The organism is Streptococcus mitis (assembly GCF_023109235.1).
GTDB classification, from domain to species: Bacteria; Bacillota; Bacilli; order Lactobacillales; family Streptococcaceae; genus Streptococcus; species Streptococcus mitis_DA.
The window spans coordinates 20,947-40,205 of record NZ_JALDUC010000015.1; the positions used below are offsets into that span (position 1 = coordinate 20,947).

At 42.2% G+C, this 19,259-nt stretch carries 19 protein-coding genes; 11 read left to right on the top strand and 8 right to left on the bottom strand.

Going from position 1 to position 19,259, the window contains the following annotated elements; all coding sequences use genetic code 11:
• Positions 1-28 precede the first annotated feature (28 nt).
• Complete coding sequence (pepC, locus tag M1F55_RS08465) at positions 29-1,363, top strand: C1 family peptidase (protein ID WP_247947668.1); 1,335 nt, start codon at positions 29-31, stop codon at positions 1,361-1,363.
• A gap of 55 nt (positions 1,364-1,418) precedes the next feature.
• Here pepC and M1F55_RS08470 read toward each other — a convergent pair whose 3' ends face one another.
• The 5 genes from M1F55_RS08470 to M1F55_RS08490 all read right to left on the bottom strand — a co-directional run bounded on the left by M1F55_RS08470 (position 1,419) and on the right by M1F55_RS08490 (position 6,465).
• Positions 1,419-2,330 (bottom strand): PTS system mannose/fructose/sorbose family transporter subunit IID, encoded by a 912-nt coding sequence (locus M1F55_RS08470; protein WP_000136864.1) that lies wholly within the window; start codon positions 2,328-2,330, stop codon positions 1,419-1,421.
• Positions 2,331-2,353: 23 nt separating this feature from the next.
• On the bottom strand, positions 2,354-3,157 hold the full coding sequence (locus tag M1F55_RS08475; RefSeq protein ID WP_000022716.1) for a PTS mannose/fructose/sorbose transporter subunit IIC: 804 nt from the start codon (positions 3,155-3,157) through the stop codon (positions 2,354-2,356).
• Between the two features lie 25 nt (positions 3,158-3,182).
• Entirely contained in the window at positions 3,183-4,172 is a 990-nt protein-coding gene (locus M1F55_RS08480; RefSeq protein WP_247947669.1) for a PTS sugar transporter subunit IIB, read from the bottom strand.
• 236 nt (positions 4,173-4,408) lie between these two features.
• The gene (gene adhP / locus M1F55_RS08485) at positions 4,409-5,428 is read right to left on the bottom strand and encodes an alcohol dehydrogenase AdhP (RefSeq protein WP_000649186.1); all 1,020 of its coding nucleotides are present in this window, start codon (positions 5,426-5,428) and stop codon (positions 4,409-4,411) included.
• 224 nt (positions 5,429-5,652) lie between these two features.
• Positions 5,653-6,465: a Cof-type HAD-IIB family hydrolase gene (locus M1F55_RS08490; RefSeq protein ID WP_084930381.1), complete on the bottom strand. Its 813-nt coding sequence runs from the start codon at positions 6,463-6,465 to the stop codon at positions 5,653-5,655.
• A gap of 189 nt (positions 6,466-6,654) precedes the next feature.
• Between M1F55_RS08490 and M1F55_RS08495 the strand changes: the two genes are divergently transcribed.
• From M1F55_RS08495 to folK, 6 genes are all read left to right on the top strand, one after another.
• Positions 6,655-8,073: an NCS2 family permease gene (locus M1F55_RS08495; protein WP_000359266.1), complete on the top strand. Its 1,419-nt coding sequence runs from the start codon at positions 6,655-6,657 to the stop codon at positions 8,071-8,073.
• Positions 8,074-8,125: 52 nt separating this feature from the next.
• Positions 8,126-8,833: a CPBP family intramembrane glutamic endopeptidase gene (locus tag M1F55_RS08500; RefSeq protein WP_223340233.1), complete on the top strand. Its 708-nt coding sequence runs from the start codon at positions 8,126-8,128 to the stop codon at positions 8,831-8,833.
• 93 nt (positions 8,834-8,926) lie between these two features.
• Positions 8,927-9,901, top strand: coding sequence for a dihydropteroate synthase (gene folP, locus M1F55_RS08505; RefSeq protein ID WP_247947670.1), 975 nt, complete (start codon positions 8,927-8,929; stop codon positions 9,899-9,901).
• A 1-nt stretch (position 9,902) separates the two neighbouring features.
• Positions 9,903-11,225, top strand: coding sequence for a bifunctional folylpolyglutamate synthase/dihydrofolate synthase (locus M1F55_RS08510; protein ID WP_247947671.1), 1,323 nt, complete (start codon positions 9,903-9,905; stop codon positions 11,223-11,225).
• Positions 11,206-11,760: a GTP cyclohydrolase I FolE gene (folE, locus tag M1F55_RS08515; RefSeq protein ID WP_000380917.1), complete on the top strand. Its 555-nt coding sequence runs from the start codon at positions 11,206-11,208 to the stop codon at positions 11,758-11,760. Before M1F55_RS08510 ends, folE begins: the two co-directional genes overlap by 20 nt.
• Before the next feature lie 183 nt (positions 11,761-11,943).
• The gene (gene folK / locus M1F55_RS08520) at positions 11,944-12,756 is read left to right on the top strand and encodes a 2-amino-4-hydroxy-6-hydroxymethyldihydropteridine diphosphokinase (protein ID WP_247947672.1); all 813 of its coding nucleotides are present in this window, start codon (positions 11,944-11,946) and stop codon (positions 12,754-12,756) included.
• A 45-nt stretch (positions 12,757-12,801) separates the two neighbouring features.
• On the opposite strand, the gene M1F55_RS08525 is transcribed toward folK, so the two are convergent.
• Entirely contained in the window at positions 12,802-13,119 is a 318-nt protein-coding gene (locus M1F55_RS08525; protein WP_247947673.1) for a DUF960 domain-containing protein, read from the bottom strand.
• A gap of 236 nt (positions 13,120-13,355) precedes the next feature.
• Between M1F55_RS08525 and ccpA the strand changes: the two genes are divergently transcribed.
• The gene (ccpA, locus tag M1F55_RS08530; RefSeq protein ID WP_001090628.1) at positions 13,356-14,366 is read left to right on the top strand and encodes a catabolite control protein A; all 1,011 of its coding nucleotides are present in this window, start codon (positions 13,356-13,358) and stop codon (positions 14,364-14,366) included.
• A 51-nt stretch (positions 14,367-14,417) separates the two neighbouring features.
• Here the strand turns inward: ccpA and M1F55_RS08535 are convergent, their stop codons facing one another.
• On the bottom strand, positions 14,418-15,380 hold the full coding sequence (locus M1F55_RS08535) for an asparaginase (RefSeq protein ID WP_247947674.1): 963 nt from the start codon (positions 15,378-15,380) through the stop codon (positions 14,418-14,420).
• Positions 15,381-15,445: 65 nt separating this feature from the next.
• Between M1F55_RS08535 and M1F55_RS08540 the strand changes: the two genes are divergently transcribed.
• Positions 15,446-16,831, top strand: coding sequence for a Cof-type HAD-IIB family hydrolase (locus M1F55_RS08540; protein ID WP_247947675.1), 1,386 nt, complete (start codon positions 15,446-15,448; stop codon positions 16,829-16,831).
• Between the two features lie 45 nt (positions 16,832-16,876).
• Here M1F55_RS08540 and M1F55_RS08545 read toward each other — a convergent pair whose 3' ends face one another.
• The gene (locus M1F55_RS08545; RefSeq protein WP_000079148.1) at positions 16,877-17,329 is read right to left on the bottom strand and encodes a universal stress protein; all 453 of its coding nucleotides are present in this window, start codon (positions 17,327-17,329) and stop codon (positions 16,877-16,879) included.
• A gap of 161 nt (positions 17,330-17,490) precedes the next feature.
• On the opposite strand from M1F55_RS08545, the gene M1F55_RS08550 reads away from it, so the two are divergent.
• Together M1F55_RS08550 and M1F55_RS08555 are read left to right on the top strand one after the other, a co-directional pair.
• A complete protein-coding gene (locus tag M1F55_RS08550; protein WP_203180730.1) occupies positions 17,491-17,793 on the top strand; it encodes a hypothetical protein in 303 nt (100 codons plus the stop codon).
• A gap of 156 nt (positions 17,794-17,949) precedes the next feature.
• Positions 17,950-19,164 carry a pyridoxal phosphate-dependent aminotransferase gene (locus M1F55_RS08555; protein WP_000666455.1) on the top strand — a complete coding sequence of 405 codons (1,215 nt, stop codon included), beginning with the start codon at positions 17,950-17,952 and terminating at the stop codon, positions 19,162-19,164.
• Positions 19,165-19,259: the final 95 nt, after the last annotated feature.

The following is a 19,259-nucleotide window of genomic DNA, read 5'->3' on the forward strand; positions in this document are numbered from 1 at the left end:
ATAGACTGTAGAATAAAAGGAGGAATCTATGAACGTGATTCAAGAATCATTTACTGATAAACTATTTGCTAACTATGAAGCAAATGTTAAATACCAAGCGATTGAAAATGCTGCCAGCCACAACGGAATTTTTGCAGCTCTAGAACGTCGCCAAAGCCATGTAGACAATACCCCTGTTTTCTCATTGGATTTGACCAAGGACAAGGTAACTAACCAGAAAGCGTCTGGTCGTTGCTGGATGTTTGCGGCTCTCAACACCTTCCGCCACAAACTCATTTCACAATATAAATTGGAAAATTTTGAGTTGTCACAGGCCCACACCTTCTTCTGGGACAAGTATGAGAAATCCAACTGGTTCTTGGAGCAAGTCATTGCGACTGCAGACCAAGATTTGACGAGCCGTAAGGTTAAATTCCTACTCCAAACTCCACAACAAGATGGCGGTCAATGGGATATGGTTGTTTCTCTCTTTGAGAAATATGGTGTCGTTCCTAAGTCTGTTTATCCAGAGTCTGTTTCATCTAGCAGCAGTCGTGAGCTAAATGCCATTCTCAACAAATTGCTTCGTCAAGATGCTCAAATCTTGCGTGACTTGCTTGCTTCTGGCGCAGACCAAGCGACTGTTCAAGCTAAGAAAGAAGATCTTTTGCAAGAAATTTTTAACTTCCTTGCTATGTCATTGGGTCTTCCACCACGTACATTTGACTTTGCTTATCGCGATAAGGATAACAACTACCAAAGTGAAAAGGGCATTACACCACAAGAGTTTTACAAGAAATATGTTAATCTTCCACTAGAAGACTACGTTTCTGTTATCAATGCTCCAACTGCTGACAAGCCTTACGGCCAATCTTACACAGTTGAGATGTTAGGAAATGTGGTTGGTAGCCGTGCAGTTCGTTACATCAACGTTCCGATGGATCGCTTGAAAGAATTAGCGATTGCTCAAATGCAAGCAGGAGAGACTGTTTGGTTTGGTTCAGATGTCGGTCAGCTCAGCAACCGCAAAGCTGGAATCCTTGCGACAGATGTTTATGACTTCGAATCAAGCATGGATATTCAACTCACTCAAGACAAGGCTGGACGTTTGGACTACAGCGAAAGCTTAATGACCCACGCTATGGTCTTGACAGGTGTTGATTTGGACGAAAATGGGAAGTCAACCAAGTGGAAGGTTGAAAACTCTTGGGGAGACAAGGTCGGTACAGATGGTTACTTTGTTGCCTCAGACGCTTGGATGGACGAATACACTTACCAAATCGTTGTCCGTAAGGAATTGCTGACAGCAGAAGAACAAGCTGCCTATGAAGCAGAACCAATTGTACTCGCACCATGGGATCCAATGGGTGCCTTGGCCGAATAAAAGTATAGAAAAAAGGAATCAGATTTTAGAACCTGATTCCTTTTAAGTTGCTTGATTACATGATGTGAAGAACATGTGCCACAATACCCACTGCGAAGAGTGCAAGGATAATAGTGATTGGAGATACTTTTTTCTTAAGCAAGTACATGCAAAGGAGAGTAAGGAGTAGTCCTGATAGTCCAGGGATCAACATATCCAAGTTTTGTTGGAAAGTAGTAACTTTTTCAGGTGTTTGAGACAATCCTTGTCCTACTTGTGCGAATGCTTCTTGGATACCTTTAGATCCTTCTGGCAATTTATCCCAATGGATATAAGCTTTTTCATCTAGTTGAACTTTGGCAACATCGAAAGCAAATTTAATATTTACCCAACGTTGAACAAGGACAGCAAGAATGAACATACCAAGGATAGAAGCACCTTTAGTGATGTCTTGGAGGATACCGCCAGACATATCTTTAGTGATTTCTGATCCAGCCTTGTATCCAATCTCTTGTGTATACCACAAGAATGACATACGAATCAAGTTCCAAAGAACGAAGAAAAGGATTGGACCTAAGATATTACCAGTAAGGGCAAGTGAAGCACCGAGTGATCCAAGGATTGGGCGTACTGTAAACCAGAATACTGGGTCACCGATACCAGCAAGAGGTCCCATCATACCGATTTTAACCCCTTGGATAGCAGCATCATCGATCTCAACACCGTTAGCACGTTCTTCTTCAAGTGCAAGAGTAACCCCCATGATTGGAGCGGCTACGTATGGGTGAGTGTTGAAGAACTCAAGATGGCGTTCAAGAGCAGCGATTTGATCTTCTTTTTTAGTGTAGAGTTTTTTAAGAGCTGGAATTAATGAGTAAGCCCAACCCAAGTTTTGCATACGTTCATAGTTCCAAGAACCTTGTAAGAAAGTTGAACGCCACCAAACTTTTTTACGATCTGATTTAGTTAATTGAAGTTTTTCAGTCATGATGTTTTCAGTCCTTTCTTATCTTAGTAGTCTTCTAGGATATCGCCGATTGGGTCGTTAGAAGTTGCGGCTCCTCCGCCACCATTTCCACCAGTTTTAGAAAGGTGAAGGTAGATAAGAGCGATAGCAACACCGATAGCACCAAATCCGATTAGAGTAATATCTGACACGGCAGCAAGCACGAAACCGATAGCGAAGAATGGCCATACTTCACGAGTTGCCATCATGTTGATAACCATAGCGTAACCAACGGCAACGACCATACCACCACCGATAGCCATACCATCTTTAAGCCAATCAGGCATAGCATTTAGAATGCTTTGTACGGTTTCAGTTGGTACCATTAGAAGGAGTGCTGCAGGGACTGCAATACGAAGACCTTGAAGAAGAAGTGCGACAAAGTGAGCACGTTCAACTGCTTTGAAGTCACCTTTTTTAGCAGAAGCATCAGCAGTGTGAACCAATCCGACAGAGAGTGTACGGACAATCATAGTCAAGAATAGACCAGCAACTGCAAGAGGGATAGCAACTGCTTGGGCAACACCGATACCTGTCTTAGTAAAGTCGCCACCAAGAACCATGATAATGGCAGCAGCAACAGAAGCAAGAGCAGCGTCAGGAGCTACGGCAGCTCCGATGTTAGCCCAACCAAGGGCGATCATTTGAAGAGAACCACCAAGGATGATCCCTGCTTCAAGGTTACCAGTAACAAGACCGATAAGGGTACAAGCTACGATTGGTTGATGGAATTGGAACTGGTCGAGGATACCTTCAAGACCTGCTAGGAAGGCTACAACGACTACTAAAACCATAGAAATAATAGACATCTTTAAAATCCTTTCATAAAATCGATTATTGCACGTTTGCTTTGTTGATCAAGTCAAACAAATCTTTTTTGGTGTCGTTTGGTACTTTACGTACATCAAATTCAACACCAAGGTCACGCATTTTTTCAAATGTAGCAACGTCTTCTTTATCCATAGACAAAACGTTGTTAACCATTGTTTTACCAGTTGAGTGAGCCATTGATCCAACATTAAGAGTTTTGATTGGCACGCCACCTTCGATAGCACGAAGGGCATCTTGAGGTGTTTCAAACAAGATAAGGGCATGTGTTCCTCCGAAGCGAGGGTCTTTTGCAACGTCGATTAGTTTTTGGATAGGAACAACGTTTGCTTTCACTTTACCTGGAGCTGCTTGTTTAATCAATTCTTTACGTAATTCGTCTTTAGCTACGTTATCTGAAGCAACGATGATACGGTCTGCTTTTGAATCTGGAGTCCAAGCAGTTGCAACTTGACCGTGAAGTAAACGAGTGTCTAGACGGGCAAGGTTGATTTTGAGTTTACCGTCTCCGATGACAGTTCCTTCTGGAATAGCAGCTTGGGCAACTGGAGCAGCTGCAGCGCTTGCTACTTCCTCAACTGGGTTTAGCTCTTCTGGAAGAGCCTTGATGCCATCTTTGGCTTCTTTAATGATATTAGCAGCGACTTTTTCTACACCTGCAGTAGCGTCCATCAGGCGCTCTGTGTAGGCTTGAATTAACATCGGTAAGTTCAGTCCTGTGATGATGGCAAACTTACGCTCAGGATTTTCTCCCATCACGCGGCTAGCTTGGTTAAATGGAGATCCACTCCAAAGGTCAGCCAAAACTAGAACCTCATCTTCTGCGTCAAATGCAGCAACAGCGTTATTAAACTTAGCGTATAGATCATCAGGACCTTCATTTGGCATAAAGGTTACAACTTGAACCTTTTCTTGTTCACCAAAGATCATAGATCCTGACTGATGAATACCCGCAGCAAATTCGCCGTGGCTCGCAATAATGATTCCGATACTCATTATTGTCATTCCTCCTTTTTGTTGTTTCAGTTTTCTTTTAAGAAAACTTTAAGACTTTTTAAGTATAAACCGTTTTCATCTAAAAATCAACTATTTATCATAAAATAATTAAAAAGATTACATCTGAAAATATTGATATATTGAGTTTTAGAGAAGTTTTTTTGAATCCTTATTAAAAAATTTAATATAAAAAAGTTGGAAGCGCATTCCAACTTTTAAAATAGGTTTTTATTAGATTAGTGGGTGAAGTCGAGTACCATACGTCCTTGGATTTGACCTTTTTCCATTTCGTCGAAAATGGCTACGGCATCTTCGACTGGACGTTTTTGAACAACTGGAACTACTAAACCTTCTGCACCGAATTGGAAGGCTTCTTCCAAGTCTTTACGAGTTCCTACAAGAGAACCGATGACTTGGATTCCATCTAGAACGGTTTTTACGATACTGAGTTCCATCATTTCAGAAGGAAGGCCGACAGCGACAACGCGACCACCAGCACGAACTGAGTCAACAGCCTGGTTGAAGGCAACTTTAGATACAGCAGTTACGACAGCTGAATGAGCTCCTCCATCAGTTTTTTCCTTGATGAGTCCAGGTACATCTTCAACTTCGAGGCCGTTAATCACAATGTCAGCACCTACTTCTTTTGCAAGGGCAAGTTTGTCGTTATTGATATCAACTGCGATGACATGAGCATTGAATACTTTTTTAGCGTATTGAACAGCTAGGTTACCAAGTCCACCAGCGCCGTAAAGAACAACCCATTGGCCTGGTTCAACTTTGGCTTCTTTAATGGCTTTATAGGTTGTTACACCAGCACATGTGATAGAAGAGGCTTGGGCTGGATCAAGTCCGTCAGGAACTTTGACAGCATAGTCTGCAGTTACGATACATTGTTCAGCCATACCTCCGTCTACTGAGTAGCCGGCATTTTTCACTGTACGGCAAAGAGTTTCACGGCCAGTTGTACAGTATTCGCAAGTACCACATCCTTCAAAGAACCAAGCAACGCTGACGCGGTCGCCAACTTTAAGACTCTTAACATCTGGTGCAATCTCTTTAACGATACCAACACCTTCGTGTCCAAGAACACGTCCTGGTACTTGACCGAAGTCGCCATGAGCAACGTGGAGGTCAGTGTGGCAAACACCACAGTATTCAATTTCTACAAGTGCTTCTCCAGTTTCAAGTGGACGGAGTACTTTTTCTTCAACAGCAACACCAGTGCTTTCTGGATTTACAACAACAGCTTTCATAGCTATCCTCCTTGATATTAACTGAGAGCAGGAGAAACAGGACTGGATTGATTTTGTGTCAACAGAGTCGAGTATGACGAGCTCTCTTGTATTTATATGTGAATTATATCACAAAAGAAAGCCTTTTCCAAGGTTTTGGAGGCAAAAAATAGAACAATCGATTAACTGGTTGATGAGACTGTGAAAAGAGCACAAAGACCAGCTCGCAAGCTGGTCAGTATGGACTATAAGAATAAGTCTTGCAGGGTTTTGGCAACCCCGTCTTGGTCATTGGTCAGTGAGATTTGCTCATCCGCATAGGGGAGTAGCTCTGGGTTGGCATTTTTCATGGCATAACCTTTCCCAGCAAAAGCGAGCATTTCGGTATCATTGTGCTCATCTCCAAAAGCAATCAAATCTTTTTTGTCGCGGTTCATTACCTTGAGCAAGTAGTCCAAAGCAAAGGCCTTGTTGACTCCTTTTGGGGTACATTCAAGGATATTGAGAGGTCCACCCCAGGTATTAATAGAAAGTTGATGCTGGTAGAAGGCGTTCATTTCTTTTGCCAGGGCATATTTGTCACTGGCTCTGGTCTGTAACAGAATACAGTTAGGATCCTTGGTCACCAACTCTGGCTGAAATTGATCTTCAGGCTGGAAAGCTTCTACCCCAAATAGTTTGGGATTGGCAATTTCTTCATTGGGATTTGTGATATAGAATTTTTTACGGTATTCTCCAGCGATAAAATCAGCTTGAATGTCCTCTGAACGTTGAACCATGTCTAACAGATATTTTTTGTCTACGGTCAAACACTTTTCAAAGTCCCAAGCTTGGTCTGGTAAATGAGTAAGGGAGCCGTTGAAATTAATCATAGGAGTGTCTAAGCCTAATTCACGGTAGAAATCTTTTGACATGCGGTAAGGGCGACCTGTCGTAATAATAACCTGATGCCCTTTTTCAGTAACTTTTTTAATAGTTTCTTTGGTAAAGTCAGAAATCTGACTGTCTGAGTTGAGCAGGGTTCCATCCAGGTCAACTGCAATAATTTTTTTCGTCATATAAACCTTTCTAGTGTCTTTCCAGATAAGATGTCTACTATTATAACAAAAAGCAGACAGAAAAGCAGATTCCAAACAAAAAATGAAATTCCATCAATTTCTTAAATAAATTAAACAAAGATATTGAAAAAGTGAATGATAAATGATATAATACAGATATTGTTCGTAAAAATTAAAAGGAGATTGATAATGGACAAATTATTTAAACTAAAAGAGAATGGTACAGACGTTCGTACAGAGGTTCTCGCTGGTTTAACAACTTTCTTTGCAATGAGTTATATTCTCTTTGTAAATCCACAAATTCTTTCGCAAACAGGAATGCCTGCTCAGGGTGTGTTTCTCGCAACAATTATTGGTGCAGTAGCAGGTACCCTGATGATGGCCTTCTACGCTAACTTACCTTATGCCCAAGCGCCAGGTATGGGACTTAATGCCTTCTTTACCTTTACAGTTGTATTTGGACTCGGTTATTCTTGGCAAGAAGCCCTAGCTATGGTCTTCATCTGTGGAATTATCTCATTGATTATTACCTTGACAAATGTTCGTAAAATGATCATTGAATCGATTCCAAATGCCCTTCGCTCAGCTATTTCAGCTGGTATCGGTGTCTTCCTTGCCTATGTAGGGATTAAGAATGCTGGACTTTTGAAATTTACGATTGATCCAGGTAACTATACTGTTGTAGGAGAAGGGGCTGACAAGGCTCAAGCAACGATTGCAGCAAACTCTTCAGCAGTTCCAGGCTTGGTTAGCTTTAATAATCCAGCTGTTTTGGTGGCTCTTGCAGGACTTGCCATTACTATCTTCTTTGTCATTAAAGGGATTAAAGGGGGAATTATCCTTTCTATCTTGACAACAACTATTCTTGCTATTGCAGTTGGTTTGGTAGATTTGTCAAGCATCGATTTTGCTAATAACCATGTTGGTGCAGCCTTTGAAGACTTGAAGACAGTCTTTGGTGCAGCTCTTGGTTCAGAAGGTTTGGGAGCTTTGATTTCAGATACAGCTCGCTTGCCTGAAACTCTGATGGCCATTCTTGCCTTCTCATTGACAGATATTTTTGACACGATTGGTACCTTGATCGGTACAGGTGAAAAAGTTGGTATCGTAGCGACAAATGGTGAAAATCACCAATCAGCTAAGTTGGACAAGGCTCTTTACTCTGACTTGATTGGTACTTCAATTGGTGCCATTGCAGGTACTTCAAACGTAACGACTTATGTTGAGTCTGCTGCTGGTATTGGTGCAGGTGGACGTACTGGTTTGACAGCCTTGGTCGTGGCAATCTGTTTTGCGATTTCAAGTTTCTTTAGCCCACTTCTAGCTATCGTACCAACAGCTGCTACAGCTCCAATCTTGATTATCGTCGGGATTATGATGTTGGCTAGCTTGAAAAATATCCATTGGGACGATATGTCTGAAGCGGTTCCTGCTTTCTTCACCTCTATCTTTATGGGATTCAGCTACTCTATCACCCAAGGGATTGCAGTTGGTTTCTTGACTTACACTTTGACTAAGCTTGTCAAAGGTCAAGCTAAAGATGTTCATGTCATGATTTGGATTTTGGATGCCTTGTTTATCCTAAACTACATCAGCATGGCCTTATAATAGGATAACCCAGGGGGATTTTCCCCCTTTTTGAATACAAAGGAGATAGGTGATGAAAGAGAAAAATATGTGGAAAGAATTATTGAATCGTGCAGGCTGGCTGTTAATCTTTTTTCTGGCGACAATTTTATATCAGATTCCTATAGGGGTTACTGCTATTTTAACTTTAAATGCAGTACCACTGTTACAGTCAGGACTGATAGTTGCTGGTATTTCGATTGTAGTGTTGGCACTATTTATTTTTGGAGCTCGTAAAACACAATTAGCAAGTTTTAATTTTTCTTTTTTTAGAGCTAAGGATTTGGCACGTTTGGGCTTGAGTTATTTAGTTATTATCGGGTCAAATATACTTGGATCTATCTTGTTACAACTGTCAAATGAGACGACAACAGGGAATCAGTCTCAGATTAACGATATGGTTCAGAATAGTTCTCTGATTTCCAGTTTCTTCTTGCTAGCCGTACTTGCTCCGATTTGTGAGGAAATCTTGTGCCGTGGGATTGTTCCTAAAAAGATTTTCCGAGGCAAGGAGAATTTGGGATTTGTAGTCGGTACGATTGTGTTTGCTTTATTGCATCAACCAAGTAATTTACCTTCTTTATTGATTTATGGAGGTATGTCGATCGTTCTATCTTGGACGGCTTACAAGACCCAACGTTTGGAAATGTCTATCTTACTTCACATGATTGTGAATGGGGTTGCTTTCTGTTTGTTGGCTCTCGTGGTGATTTTGAGTCGGACATTAGGGATCTCTGTTTAAGATTTTTGACAATTGCTTACTTGTTTCTACTGGGAAAAAGATGAATGCAATCGTGTCCATCTTTTTCTTTTTATGGTAAAATAGAGAAATAATATGGTGAAAAGCCTTGAGGGAGTGACCGATATGTCAAGTAAAGCCAATCATGCAAAGACAGCTATTTGCGGAATTATCAATGTAACCCCAGACTCCTTTTCGGACGGTGGTCAATTTTTTGCTCTTGAGCAAGCACTCCAGCAGGCTCGTAAATTGATAGCAGAAGGGGCTAGTATGCTAGATATCGGCGGAGAATCGACTCGGCCGGGAAGCAGCTATGTTGAGATAGAAGAGGAAATCCAGCGTGTTGTTCCAGTGATTAAAGCGATTCGCAAGGAAAGTGATGTCCTCATCTCTATTGATACTTGGAAAAGTCAGGTGGCAGAGGCTGCTTTGGCTGCTGGTGCCAATCTAGTCAATGATATCACTGGTCTCATGGGTGATGAAAAAATGGCCCATGTGGTTGCTAAGGCTGGAGCGAAAGTAATCATTATGTTTAATCCAGTCATGGCTCGACCTCAGCATCCTAGCTCGCTCATCTTTCCTCATTTTGGTTTTGGACAAGCTTTTACAGAGGAAGAGTTAGCTGACTTTGAAAAATTGCCAATCGAAGACTTGATGGAGACTTTTTTTGAACGAGCACTAGCGAGAGCAGAGGAAGCTGGGATTGCTCAAGAAAACATCCTGTTGGATCCAGGAATTGGCTTTGGTCTGACCAAGAAAGAAAATCTGCTTCTTTTACGGGATCTGGATAAACTACATCAGAAAGGCTATCCAATCTTTCTCGGAGTGTCGCGCAAGCGGTTTGTCATCAATATTCTTGAAGAAAATGGTTTTGAAGTCAATCCTGAGACAGAACTTGGTTTCCGCAATCGAGATACGGCTTCGGCTCATGTAACCAGTATCGCTGCGAGACAGGGTGTGGAAGTGGTGCGCGTGCATGATGTAGCTAGTCACAGGATGGCAGTTGAAATTGCCTCTGCCATTCGTCTGGCTGATGAAGCGGAAAATCTAGATTTAAAACAATATAAATAAGATGAAAGAAATTCAAAACAATCAGTGGATTGCTAACTACCGGACGGACCAACCGCATTTTGGCTTGGAACGAATGGTGGAACTGTTAGCTTTGCGTGGCAATCCCCATCTCAAACTCAAGGTTATCCATATCGGAGGGACCAATGGCAAGGGTTCGACCATTGCTTTTTTGAAAAATATGTTGGAAAAGCTAGGGCTGAGAGTTGGCGTGTTTAGCTCGCCCTATCTCATTCATTACACAGACCAGATTAGCATCAATGGGGAATCTATCCCAGAAGCGAGACTAGAAGCTCTCATGGTGGACTATCAGTCTTTGCTTGAGGGGGAGAAGGGCCTTGCTTTACAAGGAACGACCGAATTTGAGATTATCACAGCCATAGCCTATGACTATTTTGCTTCAGAGCAAGTAGATGTGGCTATCATGGAAGTCGGCATGGGTGGGCTTTTAGATAGTACCAATGTTTGTCAGCCCATTTTGACAGGAATTACGACTATTGGATTGGACCATGTAGCCCTACTTGGTGACACCTTGGAAGCTATAGCAGAGCAGAAAGCTGGTATTATCAAACAAGGTATTCCTTTGGTAACAGGTCGTATGGCTCCAGAAGCTTTGGTTGTCATTGACCGCATTGCGGAAGGGAAAGATGCTCCGAGATTTGCCTACGGGACAGATTATCAGGTCAGCCATCAAAAGAGTGTGGTTACAGGCGAAGTCTTTGACTATACTAGTTCTCTCAGACAAGGTCGCTTCCAGACTGGACTGCTTGGTTTGCACCAGATAGAGAATGCTGGGATGGCTATAGCTTTACTTGATACTTTTTGTCAAGAAGATGGTCGAGAGCTACCAGCTAATACCTTACTTGCTAAAGCTCTGGAAGAAACAAGATGGCCGGGGCGTCTGGAGGTCGTGTCAAGAGAACCCTTGATGATTTTGGATGGAGCCCACAATCCCCATGCTATCAAGGCTTTATTAGCAACCTTGCAAGAACGCTTTGCGGATTATCGTAAGGAAATCCTCTTTACTTGTATCAAAACCAAGGCCTTGGAGGATATGTTGGACTTGCTGGGGGCCATGCCAGATACTGAGCTTACCCTGACACATTTTGACGATAGTCGGGCGACTGATGAAAACGTGCTGAAAGAGGCAGCCAAGTCTAGAAATCTCAGCTACCAAGGTTGGCAGGATTTTCTAGAGCAGAAATTGACAGATAAAAAAGAAGAGAAACAAACAGTTAGGATTGTCACGGGTTCCTTGTATTTCTTGAGCCAAGTGAGAGCCTATCTGATGGAGAGGAAGAACGAAAATGGATACACAAAAGATTGAAGCAGCTGTAAAAATGATTATCGAGGCCGTCGGAGAGGACGCTAACCGTGAGGGCTTGCAGGAAACACCTGCTCGTGTAGCCCGTATGTACCAAGAGATTTTTTCAGGTCTTGGTCAAACAGCGGAGGAACATTTGTCAAAATCCTTTGAAATTATTGACGATAATATGGTGGTAGAAAAAGATATCTTTTTCCACACTATGTGTGAACACCACTTTCTACCATTTTATGGGAGAGCACATATTGCCTACATTCCAGATGGTCGTGTGGCAGGTTTGTCTAAGCTAGCCCGTACGGTTGAAGTTTATTCGAAAAAACCACAAATTCAAGAACGTTTGAATATCGAAGTGGCCGATGCCTTGATGGAGTATCTAGGTGCTAAAGGAGCCTTTGTTGTCATTGAGGCGGAACATATGTGTATGAGCATGCGAGGTGTCAGAAAACCAGGCACAGCAACCTTGACGACAGTAGCTCGTGGTCTATTTGAAACAGATAAGGACCTCCGAGACCAGGCTTATCGTTTAATGGGACTATAATACTCTTCGAATAATGGGACTATAATACTCTTCGAAAATCAAATTCAAACCACGTTAGCTTCCATCTGCAACCTCAAAACAGTGTTTTGAGCAGCCTGTGGCTAGCTTCCTAGTTTGCATTTTGATTTTCATTGAGTATAAAAAAAATCCGCTTGAAGCGGATTTTTCTAGAAAGGAATCATTATGGATCAACTGCAGATTAAGGATTTGGAAATTTTTGCCTATCATGGTCTTTTTCCTAGTGAGAAAGAATTAGGGCAAAAGTTTGTTATTTCCGCAATCCTATCCTATGATATGACCAAGGCGGCTACAGATTTGGATTTAACAGCCTCTGTCCATTACGGAGAACTGTGTCAGCAGTGGACGACTTGGTTTCAGGAGAGCACTGAAGATTTGATTGAAACGGTAGCCTACAAACTGGTAGAACGTACTTTTGAGGCTTATCCTCTTGTCCAAGAAATAAAGCTGGAACTGAAAAAGCCTTGGGCACCAGTGCATTTGCCACTAGATACTTGCTCGGTAACCATTCATCGCCGCAAGCAACGGGCCTTTATCGCCCTAGGAAGCAATATGGGAGATAAACAAGCAAATTTGAAACAAGCCATTGAGAAAATGCGAGCTCGAGGTATCCATATTCTCAAAGAGTCCAGTGTCTTGACGACGGAGCCTTGGGGTGGTGTGGAGCAAGATAGCTTTGCTAATCAAGTGGTTGAGGTTGAAACCTGGTTGCCGGCCCCAGTTCTATTAGAGAACTTGTTAGCCATTGAGTCAGAGATGGGACGGGTGAGAGAAGTACATTGGGGGCCTCGTTTGATTGATTTGGACTTGCTCTTTGTGGAGGATCTGATTCTTTATACAGACGACCTTATCTTGCCTCATCCTTATATAGCGGAACGCCTTTTTGTCCTTGAGTCCTTACAGGAAATTGCGCCTCATTTTATCCATCCGACATTAAAGCAACCGATCCGCAACTTGTATAATGCTTTGAAACAATAGAAAAAACTCTAGTTTTCAGTCACTTGCAACTGAAGGCTAGAGTTTTTAAAATAGGTCATTTTCTTCTGGGAGGAGGATAGTCTCTTTACCATCCATATCTAAAACCAGAACTCTCGGGGGATAAAGAGGGTCGAAAGGGTGGTTAAAGTCAAAATCAATGGCTGTAGGGAGGTGTTGACTTGAGAAGTGGAAGGTAATTTTTCCTTGGTTATTGAGCAATTGAAACTCGAGTTCTTCTTCCAATTCAAAGACATTTTTTAAGAAATGGTCGATGATATACCAAAATGAGTCAATAACGTCATCAGGCAAGCTGGTAACAATGCCAAAACTAGCTGACCGCATGTGGGTATTGGTAAAAGCCATATTTCTTCCCCCTTTCTTTTCCCTTATCATACAGCAAATAGGATTAAAAATCAAGAAAAGGTGATTTTTTCTTCATAAACATAGCTTCCTATGAAATTTTTTCAAATAATCTTCAAAAAACGCTTGAAAGTGTTTACAAATAGTGATAAAATGGAATAAGTGGAATCATGAAAACGAAATTTTCATACCGTCTCTTTTTTGGAGTCTCGTGAGGTATGATATAGAAAGGAAATGGAATGAATACAGACGATACAGTAACGATTTATGATGTCGCCCGTGAAGCAGGAGTTTCAATGGCGACGGTTAGCCGTGTAGTCAATGGCAATAAGAATGTAAAAGAGAATACTCGTAAAAAAGTGCTTGAGGTGATTGATCGTTTGGATTACCGTCCAAATGCTGTGGCGCGTGGTCTTGCAAGTAAAAAGACAACCACTGTCGGTGTGGTGATCCCAAATATTACCAATGGCTATTTCTCAACGCTTGCTAAAGGGATTGACGATATCGCTGAAATGTACAAGTACAATATCGTCCTTGCCAATAGTGATGAGGATGATGACAAGGAAGTTTCAGTTGTCAATACCCTGTTTTCTAAGCAAGTGGATGGTATCATCTTTATGGGCTACCACTTGACTGAAAAAATTCGTTCAGAGTTTTCTCGTTCTCGGACACCAGTTGTTCTTGCAGGAACTGTGGATGTAGAACATCAGCTTCCAAGTGTCAATATTGACTACAAACAAGCAACGATTGATGCAGTAACCTACCTTGCTAAAGAGAACGAGCGCATTGCTTTCGTTAGTGGTCCGCTAGTGGATGACATCAATGGTAAGGTTCGTTTGGTTGGCTACAAGGAAGCCTTGAAAAAAGCAGGGATTTCTTATAGCGAAGGATTGGTATTTGAGTCTAAATACACTTATGAAGATGGCTATGCCTTGGCAGAACGCTTGATTTCATCAAACGCAACTGCAGCAGTTGTAACAGGTGATGAATTGGCAGCAGGTGTCTTGAACGGCCTTGCTGATAAGGGTGTGTCAGTACCAGAAGAATTTGAAATCATTACTAGTGATGATTCACAAGTCTCACGCTTTACCCGTCCAAACTTGACAACTATTGCCCAACCTCTTTATGACCTTGGTGCTATTAGCATGCGTATGTTGACAAAGATTATGCACAAGGAAGAGTTGGAAGAACGTGAAGTTCTCTTACCTCATGGTTTGACAGAACGCCGCTCAACACGAAAACGTAAATAGAAAAAATCAGGGAATCGTGAAGATTTCCTGATTTGTTTTTAGAGAAGAGACTTAGCCTTCCATATAGTCTTTCAAAGCCTGTCCGGTTAGTCCGGCATTGAGGGCAATGAGGAGTTTCAAGCGGGCTTTTTGGGCGTTGAGTTCTTTAACAAAGAAGACACCTGCTTTTTGCAACTGCACGCCCCCACCTTGGTAGGCATAAACAGGTTCCGCTATACCGTTAAAGCATCGTGATACCAGGGCGACTGGGATTCCTTTTTGCAGAAGGTTTTCTAATTTTTGAGCCGTTTCTTTGGGAATATTACCAGCTCCGAAGGCTTGGATAATCAAGCCGTCCAATTGTTCCAAATCCAGCATATCAATCAGCTCATCTGTCATACCTGCATAAGCCGAGATGATAGGGACTAAGCCTTGTATGTGATCAAGGTCAAAGCGAACACGAGGTTCAGCTGTTTTGAAGTAGAGGATTTCCCGCTTCGTAATCAGACCAAGTGGCCCATGTGTTGGGGTCTGGAAGGTGCCGACGTTGGTCGTATGCGTTTTGGTAACATACTTGGCAGCATGGATTTCATCGTTCATAACAACCAAAACCCCTTTGTCAGCAGCCCTGTCATCGCTAGCCACCCGTAAAGCACTCAGATAGTTATAAACACCGTCGCTGCCGAGTTCGTTAGAGCTACGCATGGCCCCTGTTAGAACGATAGGCATATGGGGAACTTCCATGGTATCAAGGAAATAGGCTGTTTCCTCTAAAGTATCGGTCCCGTGTGTGATTACCACTCCATCGTAGTTAGCAGCTTCCTCTTTAATTTTCTGGTAGAGGGCTAGCATATGCTTGGGTTTGATATGGGGGCTTGGCAGGTTAAAAAAGTCTAAGGCGTGGACTTGGATTCCTTCAAGTGGGTTGGACACATGGTTCATGGGATTATCTGAACTCGTCACAACAGCGCCAGAAGCATCGGCCTGCATGGAAATAGTTCCACCCGTATGTAAAACAAGGATTTTCTTAGGCATGATTTACTCACTCTTTCTGAAATGTGGTATAATCATTGTATCACAAAAGGGGAGATTGGGATAGGATGGAAGTCAAAGCTGTTTTTTTTGATATCGATGGAACCTTGGTCAACGATCACAAGAGTGTTTTGAAATCCACTAAGGACGCGATTAAGATTGTCAAAGAACAAGGGGTGCTTGTCGGTGTAGCGACAGGACGAGGACCTTTTTTTGTTAAGGAATTGATGGACGATTTGGATCTGGACTTTGCGGTAACCTACAATGGCCAGTATATCTTTACTAAAGACAGAGTCTTGTTCACGAGCCCAATTTCCAAGTTACATTTGCGCCAGTTAATCAGTTATGCTAAAAAAGAGGGCAAGGAGATTGCTCTAGGGACCAAGGATGCCATGTTGGGTTCCAAAATCATGTCTTTTGGTCTGGGTTCTTTTTCCCAACGAATCAGTCGCTTCGTTCCCTCTGTTTTAACTCGGACGGTGAGTCATTCCTTTAATCGTATGGTCAGCAAGGTTGTTCCCCAAAAGGAAGAAGATCTGCTTCATCTGATCAATCAGCCTATCTACCAAGTTTTGATGCTGATGACGCCAGAAGAATCTGAGAAGGCGGCAGCTGATTTTGAAGATTTGAAATTGACACGTAGCAATCCTTTTGCAGCGGATGTCATCAATCAAGGAAACTCTAAATTGGAAGGTATTCGCCGAGTTGGAAAAGAATATGGCTTTGACCTCAACCAAGTCATGGCCTTTGGTGACTCCGATAACGATCTTGAAATGCTGGCAGGCGTTGGGATGTCGGTCGCTATGGGAAATGGTAGTAGCAGTGTCAAGGAAGTTGCTAAGCACATTACCACTAGTAATCAGCAAGACGGAATCCACAAGGCCCTGGAACATTTTGGTGTTCTAGCTTCAGAAAAAGTCTTTGTCAGCCGTGACTATCATTTCAATAAGGTCAAGACCTTCCACCACATGATGGATGAACGAACCCAAGAAGAACCACGAGCTTGGGATTTAGAAGGTGCAACCCACAGGGCTGGCTTTAAAATAGAAGAATTGGTGGAATTTGTTAGAGCTGCCAGTCCTTCTGAAGAGGACTTTGGTCGAGCTCTATCGCAACTTCATCAAGCTCTTGATAAGGCGGCCGATAAAGTGGCTAAGAAGACGCCTGCTCAGCAAGATTTGATAGGTCAGGTAGATGCCCTGATCGACACGCTTTACTTTACCTACGGTAGTTTTGTCTTGATGGGGGTGGATCCAGAACGTATTTTTGATATTGTTCATCAGGCCAATATGGGGAAAATTTTTCCAGATGGCAAGGCTCATTTTGATCCAGTGACCCATAAAATCTTAAAACCAGATGATTGGGAAGAAAAATATGCTCCAGAACCTGCTATTAAAAAGGAACTGCAGCGCCAGCTCAAGGCTTATGAACGCCATAAAGAGAGAAATAAGTAGTAAACAAAAAGGAGCGCTGGGCTCCTTTTTTTCGTGATTACGTGATTATAAGGTTTTTTCTTGTTCTCTCACAACCAGCAAATCGACCTTAGCATGGCGGAGAATGTATTCAGATGAAGAACCGACCAAGAGGCGTTCAAAGGCGTTGAGACCAGTTGCGCCAACAAGGATGAGGTCCACTTCTTCAGCATCGGGAATGGTACGCGCTAGTAGGGTCTTTGGATTTCCCATTTCAATGACGATATGAACATCTGCCACACCAGCATCTTTAGCACGTTTTTCGTACTCTTTCATCAAACTTTCAGCGTCGACTTGGAGTTCTTCGTAAACTTCAGCATCAAAGGTGGATACGCTTTGGAGTGCGCGTGTGTCAATGACATGGGCGATGGTGAGTTTAGCGTCGTTTCGTAGAGCAGAATGAACTCCCTTGACAAAAGCCAAGTCCGCTTCTTTAGAACCATCGATTGCGACCATGATATTTTGGTAACGTTGTGCCATAATGAAACCTCCTGAAATTTTCTTACTATAATTGTAAACCTTTTCACTATAGAAGTAAAGCAAAAACAATATTTTTCAAAAGAATGTTAGCGCTTAAAATCTATATAAATATATGATAAAATAAAAGAAAGGATAGCAGGAAAGAAGTGAAGGGAGGGAGAATGATGAAGCACTCTTTTCAAGAAACAAAAAATTCAAATTTCCTTTATTATGGAATTATCCTAGTGTCAGTCTTGCTAGAAGTTATCATGGTCTGGCAATTAGAGAGTCTGGTACCGCTTCTCTATCCAGGTTTTATTGGTTTTTTAGTCTTTCATTTACTTTACCATTTGGTATTATTCCTAGTCGCTAAACGAAGTGGGCGTTGGGATTACATGATGATATGGGGGCTTTTCCTCATGTTCAATCTTCTCTATGATTCCTTTCTAGGCTTGCTTTTTCTAGGTTTATCTTTTGGTATGTGATCTTTCTTTGGCAAAATACCTGCTATCTCCCCTGTCTTGACCTCGCTTTTAGCGAGGTTTTTCTTCTATACGAACTTAGTAACCCATTTCAGTAAACTTGTCGCATTCTCTTTCTAGTGGTATAATGTTACTATCCTGATGAATTGAGGAAACAAGATGAAAGAATATAACAAGTCTAGTAAGTTAGAGCATGTTGCTTATGATATCCGTGGCCCTGTTTTGGAAGAAGCCATGCGGATGCGAGCAAATGGAGAAAAGATTTTACGTCTGAATACAGGAAATCCAGCAGAATTTGGCTTTACAGCGCCAGATGAGGTCATTCATGACTTGATTATGAATGCGCGTGATAGTGAAGGATATTCTGACTCCAAAGGGATTTTCTCAGCCCGTAAGGCTATCATGCAGTATTGCCAATTGAAGAAATTCCCAAACGTAGATATTGATGATATCTACCTTGGAAATGGTGTCAGTGAGTTGATTGTCATGTCCATGCAGGGGCTTTTGGACAATGGAGACGAGGTCTTGGTGCCAATGCCAGACTATCCCCTTTGGACAGCGGCTGTCAGCCTAGCTGGAGGAAATGCCGTTCACTATATCTGTGATGAAGCTGCAGAATGGTACCCAGATATTGACGATATCAAGTCAAAAATCACTTCTAATACCAAGGCAATCGTCCTTATCAATCCAAACAACCCAACTGGAGCCCTTTATCCTAAGGAACTTTTGCTGGAGATTATTGAGATTGCCCGTCAGAATGATTTGATTATCTTTGCGGATGAAATTTACGACCGCATGGTAATGGATGGACATGTGCATACGCCTGTGGCGAGCCTGGCACCAGATGTTTTCTGTGTCAGCATGAATGGCCTGTCAAAATCCCACCGTATTGCTGGTTTCCGTGTGGGTTGGATGGTCTTGTCTGGACCTAAGACACACGTTAAAGGCTATATCGAAGGGCTCAATATGCTATCCAATATGCGCCTTTGCTCTAACGTTTTGGCCCAACAAGTCGTACAAACTTCCTTGGGTGGTCACCAATCAGTTGATGAATTGCTCCTTCCTGGTGGACGAATTTACGAGCAAAGAAATTTCATTTACAATGCCATTCAAGATATTCCAGGTTTGTCTGCGGTTAAACCTAAAGCTGGACTCTATATCTTCCCTAAAATCGACCGCAATATGTACCGTATCGATGATGATGAACAGTTTGTCCTTGATTTCTTGAAGCAGGAAAAGGTTCTCTTGGTTCATGGTCGAGGCTTTAACTGGCAGGAACCAGACCACTTCCGTATCGTTTATCTTCCGCGTGTTGATGAACTAGCCCAAATCCAAGAAAAGATGACTCGATTCTTAAAACAGTATCGTAGATAGGGCTTACATTCGAAAAAGCGCTAAATTCCCAAACTAACTTCCACCGTTAATCCAAGTGGAAGTTAGTCTGATAAAAATCGTAAAAACCAGTGGAA